Here is a 20,690-nt window from a genome sequence, read left to right on the forward strand (position 1 = left end):
TCCGCAGCGGACGTCTCTTTCTCAGAAGCCTTCGTCTCTGAAGCTTCTGTATCGGGTGCTTCTTCCTCAGAAGCCTTCACCTCCGGCACTTCCGCAGCGGACGTCTCTTTCTCAGAAGCCTTCGTCTCTGAAGCTTCTGTATCGGATGCTTCTTCCTCAGAAGCCTTCGTACTGGATGCCTTTTCCTGCTCCTCCAACTTTGCCTTCAGTGATTCAAGTCCACTGAGTTCTCCAATCGTAGTGGGACCACTCGCTGCCTGCTCACGCTTCGTATGTTGACGAACCGCCTTCTCTTCCGATCGACGCTGCGCACGCTTAGCGTGCTCCTCTTTCTGGCGTTCTTGAGCCTGCTCCTGCCTCTGTCTGGCAGTTTCACTCATCACGATTTCTTTTTGGCTCACATCCAGTCGAATCACTCGGAGATCCAACTCATCTCCTTCTTGATATGGTGGGAACCCACTCTCGTGCTTGTTCTTGAGCTCATTGCTGGGTACAAAAGCCTCAACTTCAAGAGGCAACTCCACCGTTAGGCCATTACGCTCAATCCGTACAACCTTTGCCTGATGGTCCGTCCCAGTCTCATAAACCGTTGCGAGATTGGTCCATGGATTCGTCTCAATCTGCTTATGTCCTAGAGCAATCCGCTGACGCTTCTCATCCACATCCAGAACAACAACCGAGAGTTCCTGCCTTTTCTTAATTAATTCACTAGGGTGGCGGATCGTTTTGGTCCAGGATAGATCGGATACATGTACCAACCCGTCAATCCCCTGCTCAATTTCAACGAAAGCTCCAAAGTGAGTGATGTTGCGTACACGGCCTCGAAGCACCGTCCCGGGAGGATAGCGCGTTGCAATACCTTCCCAAGGATTGACCTCGAACTGCTTCATCCCGAGCGAGATTTTCTTCATATCGTGGTCTATACTCAAGACAGAGACTTTCACGACCTGTCCCAATGAAACCCGCTGCGATGGATGGCGGATATGTCCGGTCCAACTCATCTCTGAGACATGCACCAACCCTTCAATACCCTGCTCAAGCTCAAGAAAGGCACCATAGTCCGTGATGGAGACGACTTTGCCTTCCACAATATCCCCCGGCTTGTAGCGCTCTTCGATATTCTCCCATGGATGAGGCTGTAACTGCTTCAGACCCAATGAAATACGCTGACGTTCCTTGTCGTACTCAAGCACAACAACTTTCAACTCCTCGTCGAGTGAGACAACCTCGGTTGGATGGGAGACACGGCCCCAGGTGAGGTCTGTGATATGAAGAAGACCGTCAACTCCTCCCAGATCGACGAATACCCCAAAGTCTGTGATGTTCTTGGCAATTCCCTCCAGGACCTGCCCCGTCTCCATGGTGGAAAGAATGCTCTCTCGCTGAGAGGCGAGCTCACGCTCAATCAATGCTTTATGGGAAACGACCACATTCTCGTTCTCGGCATTAATCTTGACGATTTTGAATTGCATCTTGCGATCCAAGTATGAATCAAAATCTCTCACAGGACGCATGTCAATCTGAGATCCGGGCAAAAACGCTTCCAACCCATCAATCAGATGCACCAGCATGCCACCTTTAATCCGCCGGACGATCGTCCCTTCCAACACAGTTCCGTTTTTGAACGCATCCTCTACCTGCTCCCAACGTCGAACTTTCTCTGCCCTTTCTTTACTGAGAACGAGTTGGCCATGATAGTTTTCAATCCGCTCAAGATATACCTCAACCTCATCCCCGACCTTCAACTCACCTGAAAATTCGCTCTTGGGGATCACGCCATCACTTTTGAACCCAATATCGATCACGACATCTTTGTCACTGATCGAAATAATTCGTCCCGTTACAATCTCATCTTTCGAGACTTTGCTGAGTGAACTATCAATAAGTTTGATCAGCTCTTCTGCTTCGGCCTGCTCCTCATCGGTGGTTCCCGCCTGTGCGTCTAGGCTGGAAAGTGGGATGACTTCTCCGAGAATTTCTCCTGTATATCCTACCCTGAGTGGCTCTTCACCAATATCTTCCGGGGTGGAAGGCTCCGCGTCTTGAGGCTCCTCAGGAGATTCGGCGACCTCCTCGTCACCGGAGGCAGCATCCGAGGGCTCTAAAGCTGTCTCATCTGCGACCTCCGTCGTATCGGAAGGTGCTTCGTCTTCCGATTCAGTTGACTCCTCGGATGTTTCTGCCGCTGACGTATCTACGGCAGCATCAGAAGGCGTCTCCGATTCAGTTGATTCCTCCGGTGTTTCCGTAACGGTCTCTACAGCAATAGCCACCTCAGAGGGTTCCGCGGGTTTACTATCAGCTGTATCGACGGTAGTACTGGGATCAGGCTCCAATGACTGATCCGCCGAACTTGGCGGTGCACTGGCATTATTCTCTTCTATCTTTGGCTCTGGACTTTCCGCGTTGACAGAGTCCTCTACGATTGCTTGTTTTTCTTCTGACATAAAAATTTGACCCGATGTTAGGTAGGATGCACTTCCTTTGCACCAGCATCAGGTGAGGGTTTTAAAATTTAAAGGGGACACTTACGTGCAGGAAGTTGCGATATAAATCACAGACACGGGTGCCATGCAGCCCACTTATACTATCCCCAAAAATTTATCGTTCCAAGATATATTCGAGTACGATAGCTGCCTGCTCATCGGGAGTCAGATCATCCGTATTGATTACGATTGCATCGGACGCTTTTTTGAGGGGTGCGATCACGCGTTGTGAATCCTGACGATCCCGCTCAATAATTGCATCGCAGACTTCCTGAAAGGAGGTCTCAATCCCTGTTTGAGAAAGCTCGGCAAGTCGGCGACGGGCTCGTACTTCGGGAGAAGCTGTGACGAAGAATTTCCATTTCGCATCCGGGAAGACCACCGTTCCAATGTCTCGACCAACTGCAACCACCCCCGGATCTTCATCGAAGCGATCCCCGATCCCATGTTGGACGCCCAGCAAAAATTCCCGGACGCCCCTCAGCATCGCGATCCGACTGGACATTTCTGTGATCCGGGAGGTATGAAGCCGGGAGGATACGTCTTCCTCGTCAACGTAAACCTTCGTACGGGATTGAATACAATTGACTTCTAAGTTCATCGTTGGTAGATAGGCCGCAGCACCGCGCTCGGTACTTTCTATATCGTGCTTAAGGAACCCAAACGCCACTGCCCTATACATCACACCAGAATCCATGAATACGAATCCCGAGACTTCAGCAACCTGATGCGCCATGGTACTCTTACCCGACGCAGCCGTACCGTCAATTGCTACAATCACTTCAACTTAAGATGCGAAAACTCCGTCATGAAGAAATTGATCGACCATCTGCCGATCAGGTCCGGTTGCTGCCACGTCACCCGGTCACCGTTGTGCTGAACAATATACGATCAGTCCACAATGTAGGCTCCATCTTTCGCAGCTCGGATGGTGCCCTTGTTGAACGTATACTCCTCACGGGAATTACGGCAACTCCCGAGAATCCTCAAATGCACAAGACTGCCCTCGGTGCCCAGGACACGGTGCCTTGGAGCTACGAACCAGACGCAACGGTTGTAATTGATCATTTACGCAGCTTGGGCTATACCATCGCTGTCTTGGAACTTACCGATTCTTCCATACCCGTTTCCGCGGTCTCCCATGACTATTTTCCGCTTTGTCTGGTCATCGGTAACGAGCTCTCCGGGGTAGACCAGTCCCTGATCAATCAGGCAGACTATGCCTTGGAGATCCCACAATATGGTGCCAAGCAGTCCCTGAATGTGGCCGTCGCCTACGGCATCGTTATCTTCGACCTCATTAAGATCCTGCGGAATAAGTGATCATCCTTATACAGATGATAGAGCCTCTTGACTTACTGAATTTTTTCCCCGCTGTGGAGGACAAACAATGGCAGGATCTAATCTCGGACGATCTATCTTGGCAACCCATCGAGGGAATTGCAGTCCAGCCATATTATCGACGTGGTGCATCGCAGCCGTCTCCTATACTTGATCACAGCGGATGGCTCATCCGTGCTGATGTTGATCTAGAAGATGCTGCGGCTGCCCTGGATGCTGGTGCAGAAGCACTGGGATTTGTCCTGCCGGAGCCGACCCCTGTTCCAGAAGAGCTGCCCCTTGGAAGGATCCCTCTCTTTTTCCGCGGCGAAGGGGTAGATCTGGAATTTATCCAAGCTCTCCGCACCAGTACGAAGGAAAAAGGACATGAATCTGTACAGCTTCGTGGCGCAGCCATCCTCCCCGGACCACAATCAAGCCGTACAAACTTGCAGGCCGCAACGGGAACCGGGTTATGGACGGAGTGCATTGACCTTGAGACCTGGCATGACCAGGGCGCAACTCATGTGCAGGAGATGGCCTGCGGATTGGCACAATTATCTGACCTGATGGCGGAGCTTACACCTGACTGCAGCGCTGAGCATGTCTACTTTCGTGTCCCGGTTGGGGAGCGCTATCCATTAGACATTGCTCGATTGCGTGCACTGCGCCTGTGTGTGAGGGAGGTTCTGCAGGCCTATTCTGTGCAGATGCAGACCATTCCTGTCGTGGGAGTCCCAAGCCGTCGCTATGAGTCGGTGCTGGATCCCGATACGCACCTGGTCCGTCAGACCCTCCAGCATGCGGCCGCGATTCTCGGGGGCTGTAACGTGGTGGTCTCCTCCGGTACTGGACCGAACCTGCGAATACAGCAAATATTACGTCACGAAGGGAATCTCGGTGTCATTGTGGATGCAGCAGCAGGATCTTGGATGATTGAGCACCTGACAGATGCTCTTGGGCACGCTGCCTGGAAACTCTTTCAAAAGATTGAAGCATCCGGGGGATTACAAAAAGCAACCCCCTGGATCAAGGAAGAAATCCAACATGCAGATGTGCAGCGAAAAACCGCGGTATACACCGGCAAGGAGATCATCGTGGGTGTCAATACATACCTCTCTGATCAGGTGAAGCAAACAGCCCCGCAAACAAGGAGCATTGCCGCCCCACTTGAACATATCCGCCTTCGCGCAAAGGCGATGGGTAGCCAGACGCGTGTCATGATTCACGGCACGTGCGACCACCTTTGGCTTGAACGTCTTTTGGATTTATGTGCATGCACGATCCATTCTGGAGAAGCAGATCTTACCGTCACGGAGACCAAGGAAGGATTTCTGGCCCAGAACACTCAAAATGAAGCGGTTCACCTCTCTATCGGGGAGCCACTTCATCTTGCTGCCGACCGTCTCTTACAACTGCTGGAGAATCATGCGGCCTGATTTTGCATCCATCCCCTTCCAGCGATCCAAGACCTCTTCTGGGATTGAGCCTGAGACCAGCGAAAAAAGCCTCCAGTATGGCGCCGCCGACATGGAAGCATTTGAGCATCTGGATTATGCTGCAGGCATCCCCCCCTTCCTGCGCGGCCCCTATGCATCCATGTACACGATGCGCCCATGGACGATCCGGCAATATGCCGGATTTTCCACGGCAGAAGAATCCAACACTTTTTACAAAAATGCGCTCGCGGCAGGCCAACGCGGGCTCTCGGTCGCCTTTGATCTCCCGACACACAGAGGATATGACTCCGACCATGCATTCGTCCATGGTGATGTTGGACAGGCGGGAGTTGCAATTGACAGTGTTGAGGACATGCGGATCCTGTTTGCAGATATTCCGCTTGAAAATATGAGCGTGTCCATGACCATGAACGGTGCGGTGTTGCCCATCATGGCATTTTTCATCGTAGCGGCAGAGGAATTCGGGGTGCAACCCAACCAGCTTAGCGGTACGATTCAGAACGACATTCTGAAAGAATTCATGGTGCGCAACACCTATATCTACCCGCCCGCACCTTCCATGCGTATTGCAGGGGACATTATTGAATGGTGTGCCCATAAGATGCCCCGCTTCAATCCCGTATCTGTCAGCGGGTACCACATGCACGAAGCCGGAGCGCCAGCTGACCTGGAGCTTGCCTACACACTTGCCAACGGACTCGAATACGTACGCACCGGTCTTGATCGCGGCCTGGAGATTGATTCCTTCGCACCGAGACTCTCCTTTTTCTTCGGGATTGGCATGGATCATTTTACGGAGATTGCCAAGCTCCGGGCCGCCCGTTTGCTCTGGGCTAGACTCATGCAGTCATTTGCTCCCCGGAACCCGAGGTCCATGGCCCTGCGCATGCATTGCCAGACCTCAGGCTACAGCCTTACTGCACAGGATCCCCACAATAATGTAGCTCGTACGACCCTTGAGGCACTCTCTGCCGTTTGCGGCCAAACCCAATCGCTACACACGAATGCACTGGATGAAGCACTTGCACTTCCTTCAACACACGCGGCCAGAGTTGCCCGCAATACGCAGCTGATTCTGCGGGAGGAATCGAGGCTGACCCGCACGATTGACCTCTGGGGAGGCTCCTACCTGGTTGAGCATCTAACTCATGCATTAACGCATCAGGCCTGGAAGCATATTCGAGAAATTGAGTCAATGGGAGGCATGACGAAGGCCATTGCGACCGGCTTTCCTAAGATGAGGATCGAGGAAGCCGCGGCCGCCAAACAGGCACACATTGATCGGGGGGACGAAATCATTGTCGGCGTGAATGCCTTCCAATCCGGGGCAAATACCGAGATCCCGCTACTTCGAGTCGACAATGCGGAAGTTCTCGCCAATCAGTCCCGCCGATTAGAAGAACTGAAGAAATCCAGGGATATGACAAAGGTACGTGCGTCTCTGGAAAACCTACACGCTGCCGCATCCCAAAAGAACTTAAATTTACTGGACGCCGCAGTAGAGGCAGCGCGGGATCGTGCGACGCTGGGAGAGATCTCCAGTGCCCTCGAAACCGTATTTGGCCGTTACACTGCCCACAACGAAACCGTTACCGGTATTTACTCTGCCGTTATGGAAACCGATCAAGCTACTGATCGCGCCCGCTTCCTTGCAGATCAGTTTGCAGACCGCTCAGGACGCCGACCGCGGATCTTGGTCGCAAAGCTTGGCCTGGACGGGCACGACCGTGGGGCACGGGCGATTGCCACGGCATTTGCCGACCTGGGATTTGACGTTGATGTGGGACCGCTCTTTCAATCCCCTGAAGAAGTGGCTCGCCAAGCGATTGAGAACGATGTCCATATTACGGGAATTTCCAGTCTTGCTGGCGCTCATAGAACGCTTGTACCTGAGTTCATGAAGATTTTGGAGCAGCATCACCGGGCCGACATTGAAGTCGTTGTCGGAGGAATCATTCCAGCCGAGGACTACCCCTTACTTCACCAATCGGGGGTCCGTGAAATTTTCGGCCCTGGAACCGTCATCGCAGAGGCAGCAATTACGATTCTGCACCGTTTACTGGATGATCATGCTCCGAAATCCTGAAATTGAATCATTGGCGGAGGGGATTCTTGCTGGGGATCGCATGAGCCTCAGCCAGGGGATTACACTTCTCGAAAGTACATTGGAGGCGGACTGGGAAACATCGGAACGTCTACTCAGCTCTCTGCTTCCCAGAACGGATACCGCGCTCCGCGTTGCAGTCACTGGTGCTCCGGGAGTCGGGAAAAGCACGTTCATTGAGGCACTTGGGATGCATCTGGTTGAGTCTGGAAACAAGGTTGCTGTCCTGACGATTGATCCATCCAGCCCCCGAACCGGTGGGAGTATTCTAGGTGATAAAACACGTATGCCCCGGCTTGCAAAACATCCTGACTCATTCATTCGCCCCTCCCCTTCTGGAACCATCACGGGTGGGCTTGCCCACGCCACACGCTCTGCAATCCTTCTTTGCAATGCTGCGGGATATAACCCTATCCTGGTTGAGACGGTCGGTACCGGCCAGGGGGAGTATGCCGCACGGCAGACAGTTGACGTGGTCCTTTTACTGGTACTGGCACATGCCGGCGACGAACTACAGGGAATCAAACGCGGCATTCTTGAGACCGCAGATCTCATTGCCGTCTCCAAGGCAGATGGCCCCCTGAAAGAGAAGGCCTCCCTTACTGCCAAAACCTACCGGCGTGCACTTGCCCTTTCTCCAAACCGCTCCGCCATTCCCAAAGTCATGATCAGCAGTGCACTCGAAAATACCGGGACTGCAGATATCTGGGATGCAATTAAGGAATTTGAGCACACAGCAAGAAAAAACGGACAACTCGATCGAAGGCGGCATGAGCAGATCAAATTTGCGATCTTTGAAGCCGCAAAAGAACTCTTTTTGACACGCTTCAGCAAATCTAAAGATCTTCAGCATGAACTGCAGCAACTTCAGAAACAAGTCATCCAGGGCGAGTGCACGGTCAACGAGGCAGCTCACATTTTACTTCGTGATCTATGAGATTTGCAATTCGTTTGACTCTGCCCTGCATGCCATGTATGGCGGGGTTCATTATGTCAGAGAAAAAACTCTATGCCGCAAGGGTCATCCTGTTTCCCTATCCATTGACTGAAACACAACCTAGATAATCCATAAATCCCCATTCTGATTCAATGGCACAATCATCAACTACTAGCGATTTTATCCGAACGATCATCAACAGGGACCTTGATGCAGGGACACATGAACGCATCGTTGTGCGATTTCCACCCGAACCGAATGGATTTCTGCATATTGGGCACGCAAAGAGCAGCACCCTGAATTTCGGGTTGGCCGCCGAGTACGGCGGTCAATGTCACTTACGTTTTGATGACACAAACCCCGAAACAGAAGACCAGAAATACGTTGACGCCATCAAGCGAGATCTACGATGGCTGGGCTTCGATTGGGGCGAGCACGAGTACTACGCCTCCGATTACTTTGAGACGCTGTATGAGTGGGCATGCCAACTTATCCAAAAGGGGTTGGCATACGTCGATGATTCTCCAGAAAATATTATCCGGGGAATGCGGGGCACCGTTACTTCTCCTGGGAGCCATAGCCCGTATCGTGACCGCTCACCGCAAGAAAACCTGGATCGGTTCGAAGCCATGCGTATGGGGCAGTTTGACGATGGTGCCTGTGTCCTTCGTGCCAAGATTGACATGGCACATCCAAACATGAAAATGCGCGACCCACTCATGTATCGTGTTCGACATGCGACACATTACCGCAGAGGGGATCAGTGGTGCATCTATCCATTCTATGACTGGGCACATGGACAATCGGATGCGATTGAGGGAATCACACATTCGATCTGTACTCTTGAGTTTTCTACCAACCGTGTCCTCTACGACTGGTATCTGGATGCTCTTGAGATTGACCCCCGCCCTCGGCAATACGAGTTTGCGAGGCTGAATCTAGAATACAGCGTGACCTCAAAGCGCAAGTTGTTGGACCTAGTCCAAGAACATGTTGTAGATGGCTGGAGTGATCCGCGCATGCCCACTCTGGCCGGACTCAGACGAAGGGGGATACGTCCCGAAGCAGTCCGGACATTTTGTGAATCGGTTGGAACGACCAAGGTTGACAGCACACACGATCCCTCCCTCCTGGAATACTGCATTCGGGATAACCTGAATCAGCATGCCCCACGCATTCATTGTGTCCAGGATCCTCTCCCGGTCACACTGACGAACTTGCCGGAAGATCATGAAGAGAATATCCAGGCCCCCTACTGGCCTCACGATATTCCGCGTACAGGTACTCGCTCCCTCCCGTTCTCTAACAAAATTTTGATTGAGCGGAGTGATTTTTCCGACGATCCACCGAAAGGCTTCCGAAGATTGACTCCGGGTGGGATTGTTCGGTTGCGCCATGCATACATCATCCGCTGTACCCATGTAGAGAAAAATGATCATGGACAGGCAGTTCACTTGCACTGTGAACTGATCGAAGGTGCGCGAAGTGGAACGAATTCTTCGCATACTTCTCAGCCGAAACCCCAAGGGACCATCCACTGGGTGGATGCCAAGCGGTCCCTGCCGATCACGGTCCGGGAATATCACTACTTATTATCTGTGCCCACATCAGAAGGGGAGATCTGGGCCGACCTCAATCCTTCTTCTCTCATCGAGCATAGCCATGCACATATTGAGCCGAGTGTGGCGAATGACCCGCTTGATCAGAGGTACCAGTTCGCCCGCCTTGGATATTACTGGCGCGATCCAAAATTCATTGAGGAATCCCAGCCCGTCTTTAATTGCATTGTCCCCCTTCGGGACTCCTCATCGAAAGCAAAAAGCAAACCAGCTGTGGCCGCAGTCGAAAAAAGTAAACCCCAGAGCACTCAGCGCCCCTTGACACCGGACGAGAAACAGTGGCTGCAGCGAAGTGGACTGAATGCGGCAACAGGTCTGGCCATTTATCAGGTACCGGGCGCACCGGCATTCTTTGAAGAAGCTTCGGAATCCGCCCCACCCGCGTCTGTCGGAAACTGGATGGCGAATCAGCTTCTGCCCGCTCTAAAAGATCGTTCGCTCTCGGGCCTTCCTTTTGGACCGAATAAGTTCTCACAGTTAGTCCAGTTGGTTGACTGTGGGGTTGCCAGCTCGCACGAAACCCGTGAAGTACTCAAGCTCATGCTTACCACCGATGAATCTCCCACTGAGCTGCTTGCCCACGTGCAGGATTCAATTGTGAGCGACCCCGATGCACTCAAAAAAATGATTGCTGATGTTCTGGACGAATATAGCGACCGCGTACAGGCTTACGCGGCCGGTAAGGTTGGACTACTCAGCTTTTTTGTGGGACAGGTCATGAAGCGCTCGCATGGAAAAGCGAACCCAAAACAGGTTCAGATGCTGGTTTCCGAGGAACTTGCCCGAATCACCTCGTGACCGGCTTCTCGAAGTGCAGTGCGGGCCCGATTCAGATCTCGAATCAAAAAATAATCTGTGTCATAGGTTGCAATCGTTAGGATTGAGAGATCTGCATCCGCCAGTGTCCCCGCAAGCTCAGCCATAATCCCTACAGCGGAAAAATCCAATGGACCCTGACAACCCATCAGATACCATCCGCGCTCTGCAGCCTGCTCTGGTGGAATCTGGGACTCCTGACAAATCACAGCAAGCTCTTGTGGTGTTCGTGTGATTGATGTAAACGGTCCTCGTTCTGCCCACACGGGAATTTTGCTTGCAGGTGGAAAGCGGAGTACTGCAAAAGGCTCTGGATATTCTATTAGCACCATTGCATCAGTCCAGAAGGTGGACTGCATTCCGTAGGCGTCGGACACATGTATCCCGACCTAGTACATGAAGAAGTGCGAAGAGGCTTGGCCCAGCAGTAGTTCCGCTGACTGCAAGCCGCACCGGATGGATGATCCGCCCCGCTCCTACTCCACGCTCCTCTGCTAACGCTCTCAGTTCCGTTTGAAGCGTTTCTTCGTCAAACGATTTAATTGCCTCCAGGCGGTCGGCGTACCCCTGTACCAAGTCTGCTGCATCTGCCTTCCACCGTTTTTTGACACCAGCCGGATCAAACCTTTCTGGATCTACAAAGCAGTAGCTGAATCGAGTGGAGAGATCCTCCGCGTGCTCCATTCGGTCGCGAACCAGAAGGCACACCTCCTGCAAAAAGCGATGATCCTGGACCTGAATACCGTGTGCTTCAAGAAATGGCAGAGCCCGATTGGCAAGTGCTTCGATATCCAAACGTCGAAGATGTTGGCCATTGAACCAGTTCAGCTTATTCAGGTCGAATTGTGCTGGTGCTGAACCAACCCGTTCCAGGCTGAATACCTGCTCTAAATCTTTGAGCCCGAAAACTTCCTCTTCCGATCCGGGATTCCATCCCAGGAAAGCAAGAAAATTCACGACAGCCTCAGGCTCGAACCCACGTGCACGATAATCCCGCACATTGATTGGAATCCCTTGTCGCTCAGCACTCCGCTTGGAGAGTTTTCCGCCAGTTGGGCTCAAAATCAACGGCAAATGCGCCATCTTGGGCGGCTGCCAGCCAAGCATCTTGTAAAGCAGAATATGTTTGGGTGTAGAAGGAATCCACTCATCACCTCGGATTACATGAGAAATCGCCATATGGTGGTCATCCACTACATTCGCTAAATGATAGGTCGGCATGCCATCCGACTTGATCAGAACTTGATCATCAATGCTTTCAGAAGAGACCTTTACAGTCCCTTTGATGAGATCATGGAACTGCACTGTTTCGTTTTCAGGAACACGCAGTCGAATGACATGCTCTTCTTTTGCATCCAACCGCCGTTGAACAACGTCACCGGATTGAGTCAGGCTGTTATCCATTTGACGCCGCGTCCCTATACCGTACGCCGCATTGGTTTTCCGGAGTGCAGCAATCGAATCTGGAGAATCAAACGCATAATAAGCATGCCCGGAGGCCACTAGCGACTCTGCGTATTTCACATACAGAGACTGGCGCTCTGACTGGCGATAGGGACCATAGCTACCTCCCTGTTCCGGCCCCTCATTAACCTCCAACCCACACCACCATAATGCCTGAGCGATATCATTCTCTGCATCGGCGACAAACCGTGCACGATCGGTGTCTTCTATGCGAAGAACCAGATGACCTCCCTGGCTGCGCGCAAACAGGTAGCAATAAAGCGCGGTCCTTAGGCCCCCAATGTGCAGATAACCTGTGGGGCTTGGAGCAAATCTAACACGGATTGACGAGCGATTGAATTCTTGCGTACCCACGATGAAGTTTGAATAATTGTGATTGATTCATCTCAAGGAAACATGAGACCATCCAGCGTCCGCTTATGGCATACCACCTTGTCGGATGGGTTTTAACAAACACTTTGTGCATTGTTCGCTCATCCAACAGCCACCTATTTTGAGCTTACCTTAAAACAACCTAACAACCACACAAAATTCCTGGAATTTTTTCGGAAGAAACAGATCGGCTCAAATAGTTCGCCTGCTCGAAGCGGAGAGGGTTAGTGTAGAGTTGTAATCTCCGAGTTTCGGAGGGCGACGACTAGAATGACTGGAACTGCCAGACTACAAGCGTTCTATTGCCCCTCTCACCGGATGGAAGTAGCTCATACCCCCCGAACGTATACATGAGCCCATTCTTTGTTAACTCAATGTTCAAACCTCGCAAATCCTTGGTGCTTATGCCAGTCTCTGTGTCCATATTCACAATGTTCATGTTGAATTCAGCAGGCTCCTCAAACGTCACCATGCGGTGGTTTTGGTCCAACCCATAGATTGCCTTAGAGTACGTAAACTCGCGCGCAAGTTCCTCCAGTTGAGAATTGAAAATGCTCCTACTCCGAGCAGTCGCATCTCGCTCAGGGGGCCGATAGGACATAGGCCGAAAAAGTACTGGATCGCTCCCTAGCCATAGAGGCTCCCCATCACTACTCTCTGCGTAGCGGTAGAATATTCCACGATCAAAGCACGCGATCTGGTGCCCGGTATTGCCCCACCCCGCAGCAGTTGATAGTGGAAACCTAGGCTTCCTGAGATTATAATTTCGCACGTTACCCGATTCAAGGGAGTAGGCATGGATCTGGGGAGACCACCTTCTCTTATGATTCATGAAGTAAACCGTGTCCTGTCGCTCACAAAATGATGGAAAATTGGGCGGTATCTTCGAGAGTCGCTGGTCACATGATCCGTCTGCGTTGAGAACATAGACTCCCCTAGATGTGACCACGACCACGCCACCGTTCTTCAGAAATCGTGCTGACCACAAGATCCCGCTATCATTCGAACTACACTGTGAGATGTCAGTCGTACGGACATGCCGACCGAAAGCTGTAAAAACGTGCACTGGCCCTACCGGAAAATCCATCACCAGGAATTCGCCTTGATCAGATAGATCTACAAAGCCAAGTGTGCCAAAGGGCACCGAGGCATCAAAACGAATCGTATCTATCGGAGTGAAGAGATTGTCAAACTCCATGAAGTTCGATTCAATCACTCGGTATTGTGGACTTGGTGTATGACACGCTGATAGGGACATCAACCAGAAGACACTAATAATCGAACCTATCCTGTACAACATATTTGTCAATTACAACTCTCTAGAAATATAGGCAGAAACTGCCCTTTTCAATCCCTCCGAACAGCAATTTTCATTTTCACCATTACATTCATCTCCATTCCTACAATTTCATTGAAGTAGGCTGACCTCGCGCACTACGTCTGACGAAATGATAATATCCAATCCCCGATCCGACAAACAATGGTTTCCTAGATTAAACTAGCGAATTGAGTGATCTACGGAACCGTTATAGCTGATCATGGTGCAACAGCGGTTCCAAAAAATCAGATTTTCATAGATGAAGTTCGTTCGCTGTGCTGCTTTACTCGCAGCAGTATTCCTACTCTCAGATGCCTCTGCTCAGAATACAATCGTGGCAGAAATTGATGGAAAATCTCTGACACTGCAAGAGTTTGAACAGGAATACGCAGAGACTATCGGCGGTAGAGCCGCTGCGAGTGATGATTCCCTGAAGGAGTATGTCGATTTTTTGGACCGTTATGTGAATTTTCGGCTGAAACTGAAAGAGGCAGATGCTGTCGGCTACTTTGAAGATGGAGATCTCCTCGCCGAAATCAATGGGCACCGCGCTTCCATTGCAAAATCCCATCTCATTGACAATGAGATTCTAGAACCGATGGTGCGGGACATTTACGAAAAGCGCAAAGAATACGTCCACGCCAGCCATATTATGGCACTCTTTTCTTCGAATACTCCCTCCCCTGCTGATACCCTGAGAGCCTGGAATAAGATGCTGACTCTGCAGGATTCTCTCCGAGAAGGTACTCCATTCGGTGACCTTGCAGAACGAATGTCCGATGATCCGTCTGCAAGCAGCCCAACATCCATAAGAGGATATCGTGGAGATCTTGGATGGTTTACCGGAGGGCAAATGATTGAGCCATTCGAAATTGCTGCCTATAACACTCCCATTGGAGGAATATCTGACATCATCCGCAGTTCTTACGGCTACCATATTCTCACGGTCCATGATCGTGAGACAACCAAGCCAGACTATCTCGCCTCACATATCATGGTGCGGTTCCAACGTGCCACGCAGGCCGACACCGCTCGTGCATACGCCAAAATGGATAGCCTAAAAACACTGATTGATCAGGGAATGGATTTTGCCGAAGTCGCAATAAACCATTCAGACGATCGGGCAAGCGCGCAGTCTGGAGGCTCCTTGGGAGGGTTGATCCAATTTCGAAACCCTAACCTTGATCGGACCTTTCATGATGCCCTCTTTGCCCTAAAAACTCCCGGCCAGATATCTGATATCGTTGAAACTCCTTTTGGATTGCATCTGATAAAATTAGACGACATCGTTGCACTGCAAACATTGGAACAGTCCTTCGACAGACTAGCCGGGATGGTAGAGAAACTTCCCCGTATCAGAACCGCAGAGGTGGCACTGGAAAAATCACTGCGCGAGCTCTATACAAGCACTGTTGATACCCTGTTGTTGACCCGCTTAATTGGAAATGTCCTCCCGGATTCCGTCCAAAAACACCTGCAGAAGTTGGTGGAGAATGACTCCGTCGGAGCAACACCACTGATTACACTAGAGGACTCGGCCTATACACTGAAAGAGTTTGTCCGCTTTGCATCTACCCAGCCCAATCCAAACAATTCTGGGCTGGCCTCAACCGGGCAGGTCTTGGTGCACGCGGAGGCCTTCCTTGATGATAAAGTTCTTTTCTATCATTCTTTCGAACTTGAACACACTGACCAGGAGTTCAAAGAAAAAATGCGAGACTATAGGAATGGGTTTGCCATCTTTAGAATCATGGATGATTCGGTTTGGAGTGCAGCCTCTCAGGATACTCTCCGCCTGCTGCAACACTACGAAGCAAACCCTGAGTTGTATCAATGGCCAGACAGATACCGGCTTATAGAGATCTTTGGAGTGTCCGATTCCCTTTTGACCGAAGTAGTGAACCTGCTGGAACTTGGTGGCGTCTGGGAAGACCTGCAGAATAAGATTGCTGAAGATTCAACATGGACCCTGCAGTTGGATACGGTACTGGTTGCCGAGACCACCAACAGTGTCTATGACAATGCGGTCGACCTATCCGTTGGAGGGCATACGGAAATCCTTTCTACACGCAGCCGCAGACTTGTGTTGTATATGGACGGGATGGAGCCCGCCCGAATGAAAACATTCGAGGAAGCCCTATCCGAGGTTATGGCCGATATCCAGGTTGAACTGGAGCAAAGGCTTCATCACAGGCTGCGCGAAAAATACCGAGTAACAACTTTCCCTGATCGGCTCAAAAAGGCGTTCCAAGAGCAATGAGAATTTGGCTGGGAATCACTGCCCTGCTTTTGATCAGCATCTCTGGCTGCCAGCGGCCCGATTCATCCGACGACTTTGTTGCTCGAGTCGGAGATGCCTACCTGTTACAGTCAGACCTCGATGCCAGTCTCGCAAATCTGGCTTCCAATCTTGATACCACGCAGGTGCGCAGGCAACTCATTGATCAGTGGATTGATAATGAACTTCTCTATCAGGAAGCACTGCGTTTGCGCTTCTCAAACCGAGAAGATATCAGACGCCGTCTGGACGAGAGTGCTCGTGCAGTCCTGATTGAAGGATTGATCTCTGACTACCACATGCAGGCTGATCGCGAGATCACTCCGGTTGATGTGGCTACCTACTATGAAAACAACAGGGAGCAAATGCGTTTTCTGGAACCATTTGTACATATTCGCTATCTGAGTAACCCAAGCCAGGATTCTTTAGAGCTGGCCCGGCAGTTACTGGATCAGGCAGCCAACCCGGATTCGATATTTGTCACACTGATTGAGCGTTTCAGTAATTCTCCTACTGATGCTCTCGAAATGAATCAGAACTACCTCCCCGAAACTAGACTCTTTATTGATCAATTCGCGCTTAGCGATCTTCTTAGAAACACCGAGGCCGGACAACCGCCACAAATTCTGCAGGGAGATTCCCTGTATCATTTCCTACAGGTAATAGCGCGAAATCCGGCGGGTACGATTCCAGAATTACCCTGGGTGGAGACCTTCATTCGAGAGCAGCTGACGATCCGCTTCAGGAAACAGAATTATACGCGCAGCGTTCAGCACCTACGCGTGGAAGCCGAGTTTCGCGAAGATATTGAGATTAGGTGAAGATATTTTCCAGGGCACCGGCAGCATTCACTAATTGGCCTGCACAATCCGTTCTAGCTGAGTTCCTGGTATAGCTTCCATTTGCATTCGAATGCCCAAATACGCTCACATTCTCCGGTCGCTCACACTTGTTGCCATATTCCTGGCTCCACATTCCTTCGTGCTGGCACAAGAGGGTGTGGTAGATGAAATTGTGTCGATCGTTGGGGAGAATAAAATTATCCTGCGCTCAGAGATCGACGGAATCGTGCAGAATATCACGCAACAGCAGAGACTTGAATATAGTGACGAACTCTGGCTCCAGACACTACAGCAACTCATTGACCAGGAAGTGCTTGCAGAGCATGCACGACGAGACACCAACATTGTTGTTACTGAAGATCAGGTGGACCAGTCGCTGAACCAGCGCATCGAAATCATGTCACAGCAACTGGGTGGCGAGGCCAGACTGATAGAAATCTACGGTAAGAGCATCGTTCAGATCCGGGCTGACCTACGCGATGAAATACGTGATCGGCTCCTGGCTGAACAATACCAGAGCTCTAAACTCCGCAGTCTGAAGATTACCCCCACCGAGGTACGGGAATGGTTTGCACAATTTCCTACCGATTCCCTGCCTGTACTCCCCGCAATCGTACGCGTCTCGCATATTGTTAAGTACCCCGAAGTCCTTCCCGAAGCCACTGAGGAAGCACTTGAGATTATCAGTGCAATACGGGATTCGATCACTATGGAGGTGAGTACACTCGAGAGCCTAGCCCGTCGCTACTCGGAAGACACTGGTTCCATCCAAACCGGGGGAAGATATGAAGACATGGCATTGGGCGATCTGGTCCCGGAATTTGCTGCAATTGCTGCCCGCATTGATCCAGGCGAATTATCTCAGCCATTCCAAAGCCCATTTGGGTATCATATCCTTCGAGTGAATGAGCGCGTTGGAGATGTCATAGATTTTAGTCACATCCTCATCAATATTGATCGCTCACGTGCGGATCCGTCAGGGGCTATCTCAGAACTCGAAGTGATACGAGATTCAATCCTGACCTATGACATTCCCTTCGAACTGATGGCGAGGCGACACTCAGAAGAGGAATCCTCTTCCGAAATCGGTGGCCGTGTGATGGACCCGAATTCAGGAGAGCGAGACCTTTTCGTTGATGCCCTAGGACCGGACTGGAAGGATACTACCGACACGCTTGAAATTGGGCAGATCAGTCAACCGGCAGAAGTTACCCTCCTTGATGGAAACATTGCCTGGCATCTCGTACTGCTCCAGCGCAAAGTACCTTCTCACCGGATCAACATCGAAACCGATTATTCTCGTATTCAAACTCTGGCACTGGAAAATAAACGCACCCTGGAAATGCGACGTTGGCTGGACTTACTGCGAGAAGATGTTTTCGTTGAACTGCTTGGAAAAGCGCTCGAAATACAGCCACCATCCGAAAGTGATTCAGCCAGCAACTGACATCATGCCACAAATACAAATCAACGAAGAGTCACCAGTGGAAGACCTTTTCCCCGCCCTCGCCGAAGCCTTACCCTCGGCGTGCAAACGCCTTGAAGGGGAAATTTCAAAAATTATTGTTGGTCAAAAGGAGGTCATACGAAATATTCTGGTGTGCCTGTTGGCTCAAGGGCATGTACTGCTTATCGGAGTACCTGGACTCGCAAAAACTCTTCTCATCCGTACGTTGGCGGATGCACTGGCCCTGAATTTTACTCGAATCCAGTTCACCCCGGATCTGATGCCCGGTGACATCACAGGTACAGAAATCATTGAAGAGGATAAACGAACCGGCGGACGTGCTTTCAAATTTGTCAAGGGGCCCATCTTCGCCAATGTTGTACTCGCAGACGAGGTCAACCGGACTCCCCCAAAGACCCAGGCTGCGCTTCTGGAAGCGATGCAGGAACATCGCGTTACCGCTGGGGGGAACACCTTCACTCTAGAAGAACCGTTTTTTGTACTTGCCACTCAAAACCCGATTGAGCAGGAGGGAACCTATCCTCTGCCCGAAGCGCAACTGGACCGATTCATGCTCAATCTTTGGCTGGATTATCCTTCTCTTGATCAGGAGACCGAAGTCGTTCGCTCAACTACCGCTGGCCAGACTGTCGTTGTTAGACCTGCAATGTCTCGGACCGAGCTCATTGATTACCAGAAGCTTGTTCGTCATCTACCTGTCGCAAACAACGTCATCGAATATGCGGTTCGCCTAAGCGCCAGTACACGCCCCAACCGTGAGGGAGCGCCAGATTTTGTCAACGAGTATATCGCATACGGAGCGGGGCCACGTGCTTCGCAATATCTGATCCTCGGCGCAAAAGCGCTCGCGGCCATTGATGGCCGGTATACTCCCCTGATCAGTGATGTGCAGACACTGGCCACAGCAGTCCTTCGCCACCGCATCATTGCCAATTTCAATGCGGAGGCGGATGGCGTATCGGTAACCGATCTGATTGAGCGAATCCTTGATACGGTTACCACGTAGGCTTACCTTCGCATTTGGGCGGGGAATCTCCCCATTCGCATCCATCACCGTGACCTGCTGGCTGACTGCTAGCGTGTGATAAAGATATGTCCCTGCGAGCAGCCAAACTACAGCCAACACACGATCTTATCCCGCCACCATCGAAAAATCTCCGGTCTTTCGCATGGATTTCCATTGGGCTAGGATACATGATCTTGGCTGTCTTCTTCTTCAGCCTGATGTCATTGTTGGCAAAGCTGGTCTCAACGGCCATTCCAACGGGACAGATTGTTCTGGTCAGAGGGGTCGTCGGAAGCATCCTGGCATACTGGGGAATCCGTGCAATTGGTATCCCGGTCTGGGGAGCCAATAAAAAACTGTTGATTTTTCGAGGGGTAACCGGATTTGGCGCTCTGATGTGCTTCTTCTGGACCCTGATTCATCTCCCCCTCGCAGAAGCGACTATACTTTTTTATATGTCTCCCTGCCTCGCGGCAATCCTGGCAACCATCATCCTGCGTGAGCATCTGTCTATTGGGATGGTGATTGGCTTTTTGATCTGCATCCTTGGAGTAATTCTTGTCATCCAGCCCGAGTTTATTTTCAGTGTGCAGCGACTGCATCTACCATCTGTCGCTGTGGGAATTCTGGGAGCAATCCTGGCCGCCCTTGCATTCGTATCCGTCCGTAAACTGCGCGAGACCGATCACGCGTTGGTCATCATCTTTTATTTCTCATTCGTATCCGCACTTGCAGCTGTCCCCTTCGTAGCCACCCATTATGCAATTCCATCCCTCACGGAGTGGCTGGTATTGATTGGGGTCGGGATCTGTACCCACACTGCACAGATTTTTCTTACACGCAGTTTGCACCGGGAGCAAACCTCTCGGGCCATGGGAGTGAGTTACATTCAAGTCCTGTTCGCTGTTGTCTGGGGAATTGTAATCTTTGGAGATCTTCCCAATCTGCTTTCTCTCATCGGAATGATCCTCGTCGCGGGTGGCAGTGTGATTACGGCTCAGCGCCGATCAGCTAGACATCCAAGTCTTCGGCCTTCCGGGCATTCTCCATAATAAAGCGGTAACGAACAGATGGATCCCGCCCCATTAATCCAGAAATCGTGGTTTCCGCACGGGTTTTTTCGGGGATGGTAACCTGTAGGATTCGGCGTCGCGCCGGATCCAGAGTAGTTTCTTTCAACGTTTGCGGCATCATTTCACC

The 20,690-nt window shown here is 51.2% G+C and carries 16 protein-coding genes; 10 read left to right on the forward strand and 6 right to left on the reverse strand.

The features are described from left to right. Together F4Y64_01665 and F4Y64_01670 are read right to left on the reverse strand one after the other, a co-directional pair. Window positions 1-2,447 (reverse strand): 30S ribosomal protein S1 (locus tag F4Y64_01665; GenBank protein MXX96306.1); only part of this gene is annotated, 2,447 nt, incomplete at its 3' end. A gap of 154 nt (window positions 2,448-2,601) precedes the next feature. Beyond that, window positions 2,602-3,267 carry a (d)CMP kinase gene (locus tag F4Y64_01670; protein MXX96307.1) on the reverse strand — a complete coding sequence of 222 codons (666 nt, stop codon included), beginning with the start codon at window positions 3,265-3,267 and terminating at the stop codon, window positions 2,602-2,604. 11 nt (window positions 3,268-3,278) lie between these two features. Here F4Y64_01670 and F4Y64_01675 point away from each other — a divergent pair, with 11 nt between their 5' ends. From F4Y64_01675 to F4Y64_01695, 5 genes are all read left to right on the forward strand, one after another. Beyond that, window positions 3,279-3,809: an RNA methyltransferase gene (locus tag F4Y64_01675; GenBank protein MXX96308.1), complete on the forward strand. Its 531-nt coding sequence runs from the start codon at window positions 3,279-3,281 to the stop codon at window positions 3,807-3,809. Between the two features lie 14 nt (window positions 3,810-3,823). Further along, window positions 3,824-5,245 (forward strand): hypothetical protein, encoded by a 1,422-nt coding sequence (locus F4Y64_01680; protein MXX96309.1) that lies wholly within the window; start codon window positions 3,824-3,826, stop codon window positions 5,243-5,245. After that, window positions 5,235-7,352, forward strand: coding sequence for a methylmalonyl-CoA mutase (gene scpA / locus F4Y64_01685; GenBank protein ID MXX96310.1), 2,118 nt, complete (start codon window positions 5,235-5,237; stop codon window positions 7,350-7,352). The genes F4Y64_01680 and scpA overlap by 11 nt, the downstream gene beginning before the upstream one ends. Beyond that, window positions 7,330-8,307 (forward strand): methylmalonyl Co-A mutase-associated GTPase MeaB, encoded by a 978-nt coding sequence (gene meaB, locus F4Y64_01690; GenBank protein MXX96311.1) that lies wholly within the window; start codon window positions 7,330-7,332, stop codon window positions 8,305-8,307. The genes scpA and meaB overlap by 23 nt, the downstream gene beginning before the upstream one ends. Before the next feature lie 152 nt (window positions 8,308-8,459). Next, a complete protein-coding gene (locus tag F4Y64_01695) occupies window positions 8,460-10,724 on the forward strand; it encodes a glutamine--tRNA ligase/YqeY domain fusion protein (protein MXX96312.1) in 2,265 nt (754 codons plus the stop codon). Here F4Y64_01695 and F4Y64_01700 read toward each other — a convergent pair. The 3 genes from F4Y64_01700 to F4Y64_01710 form a co-directional block, all read right to left on the reverse strand. Then, window positions 10,682-11,074, reverse strand: a complete 393-nt coding sequence (locus F4Y64_01700; GenBank protein MXX96313.1) for an ACT domain-containing protein — start codon at window positions 11,072-11,074, stop codon at window positions 10,682-10,684. The two genes, F4Y64_01695 and F4Y64_01700, sit on opposite strands and share 43 nt — an antisense overlap. A gap of 4 nt (window positions 11,075-11,078) precedes the next feature. Next, window positions 11,079-12,563 (reverse strand): glutamate--tRNA ligase, encoded by a 1,485-nt coding sequence (locus F4Y64_01705; protein MXX96314.1) that lies wholly within the window; start codon window positions 12,561-12,563, stop codon window positions 11,079-11,081. Window positions 12,564-12,843: 280 nt separating this feature from the next. Further along, window positions 12,844-13,776 (reverse strand): hypothetical protein, encoded by a 933-nt coding sequence (locus F4Y64_01710; GenBank protein MXX96315.1) that lies wholly within the window; start codon window positions 13,774-13,776, stop codon window positions 12,844-12,846. A 379-nt stretch (window positions 13,777-14,155) separates the two neighbouring features. Between F4Y64_01710 and F4Y64_01715 the strand changes: the two genes are divergently transcribed. From F4Y64_01715 to F4Y64_01735, 5 genes are all read left to right on the forward strand, one after another. Next, window positions 14,156-16,156: a hypothetical protein gene (locus tag F4Y64_01715; GenBank protein ID MXX96316.1), complete on the forward strand. Its 2,001-nt coding sequence runs from the start codon at window positions 14,156-14,158 to the stop codon at window positions 16,154-16,156. Further along, a complete protein-coding gene (locus F4Y64_01720; protein ID MXX96317.1) occupies window positions 16,153-16,995 on the forward strand; it encodes a hypothetical protein in 843 nt (280 codons plus the stop codon). Before F4Y64_01715 ends, F4Y64_01720 begins: the two co-directional genes overlap by 4 nt. 91 nt (window positions 16,996-17,086) lie before the next feature. Beyond that, a complete protein-coding gene (locus tag F4Y64_01725; protein MXX96318.1) occupies window positions 17,087-18,463 on the forward strand; it encodes a peptidylprolyl isomerase in 1,377 nt (458 codons plus the stop codon). A 4-nt stretch (window positions 18,464-18,467) separates the two neighbouring features. Next, a complete protein-coding gene (locus F4Y64_01730; protein ID MXX96319.1) occupies window positions 18,468-19,490 on the forward strand; it encodes a MoxR family ATPase in 1,023 nt (340 codons plus the stop codon). Window positions 19,491-19,576: 86 nt separating this feature from the next. After that, a complete protein-coding gene (locus tag F4Y64_01735) occupies window positions 19,577-20,542 on the forward strand; it encodes a DMT family transporter (GenBank protein MXX96320.1) in 966 nt (321 codons plus the stop codon). On the opposite strand, the gene F4Y64_01740 is transcribed toward F4Y64_01735, so the two are convergent. Continuing rightward, window positions 20,502-20,684, reverse strand: coding sequence for a hypothetical protein (locus F4Y64_01740; GenBank protein ID MXX96321.1), 183 nt, complete (start codon window positions 20,682-20,684; stop codon window positions 20,502-20,504). The two genes, F4Y64_01735 and F4Y64_01740, sit on opposite strands and share 41 nt — an antisense overlap. Window positions 20,685-20,690: the final 6 nt, after the last annotated feature.

It is taken from the genome of Rhodothermaceae bacterium, from assembly GCA_009838195.1.
In the GTDB taxonomy this organism is placed as follows: Bacteria; Bacteroidota; Rhodothermia; order Rhodothermales; family Bin80; genus Bin80.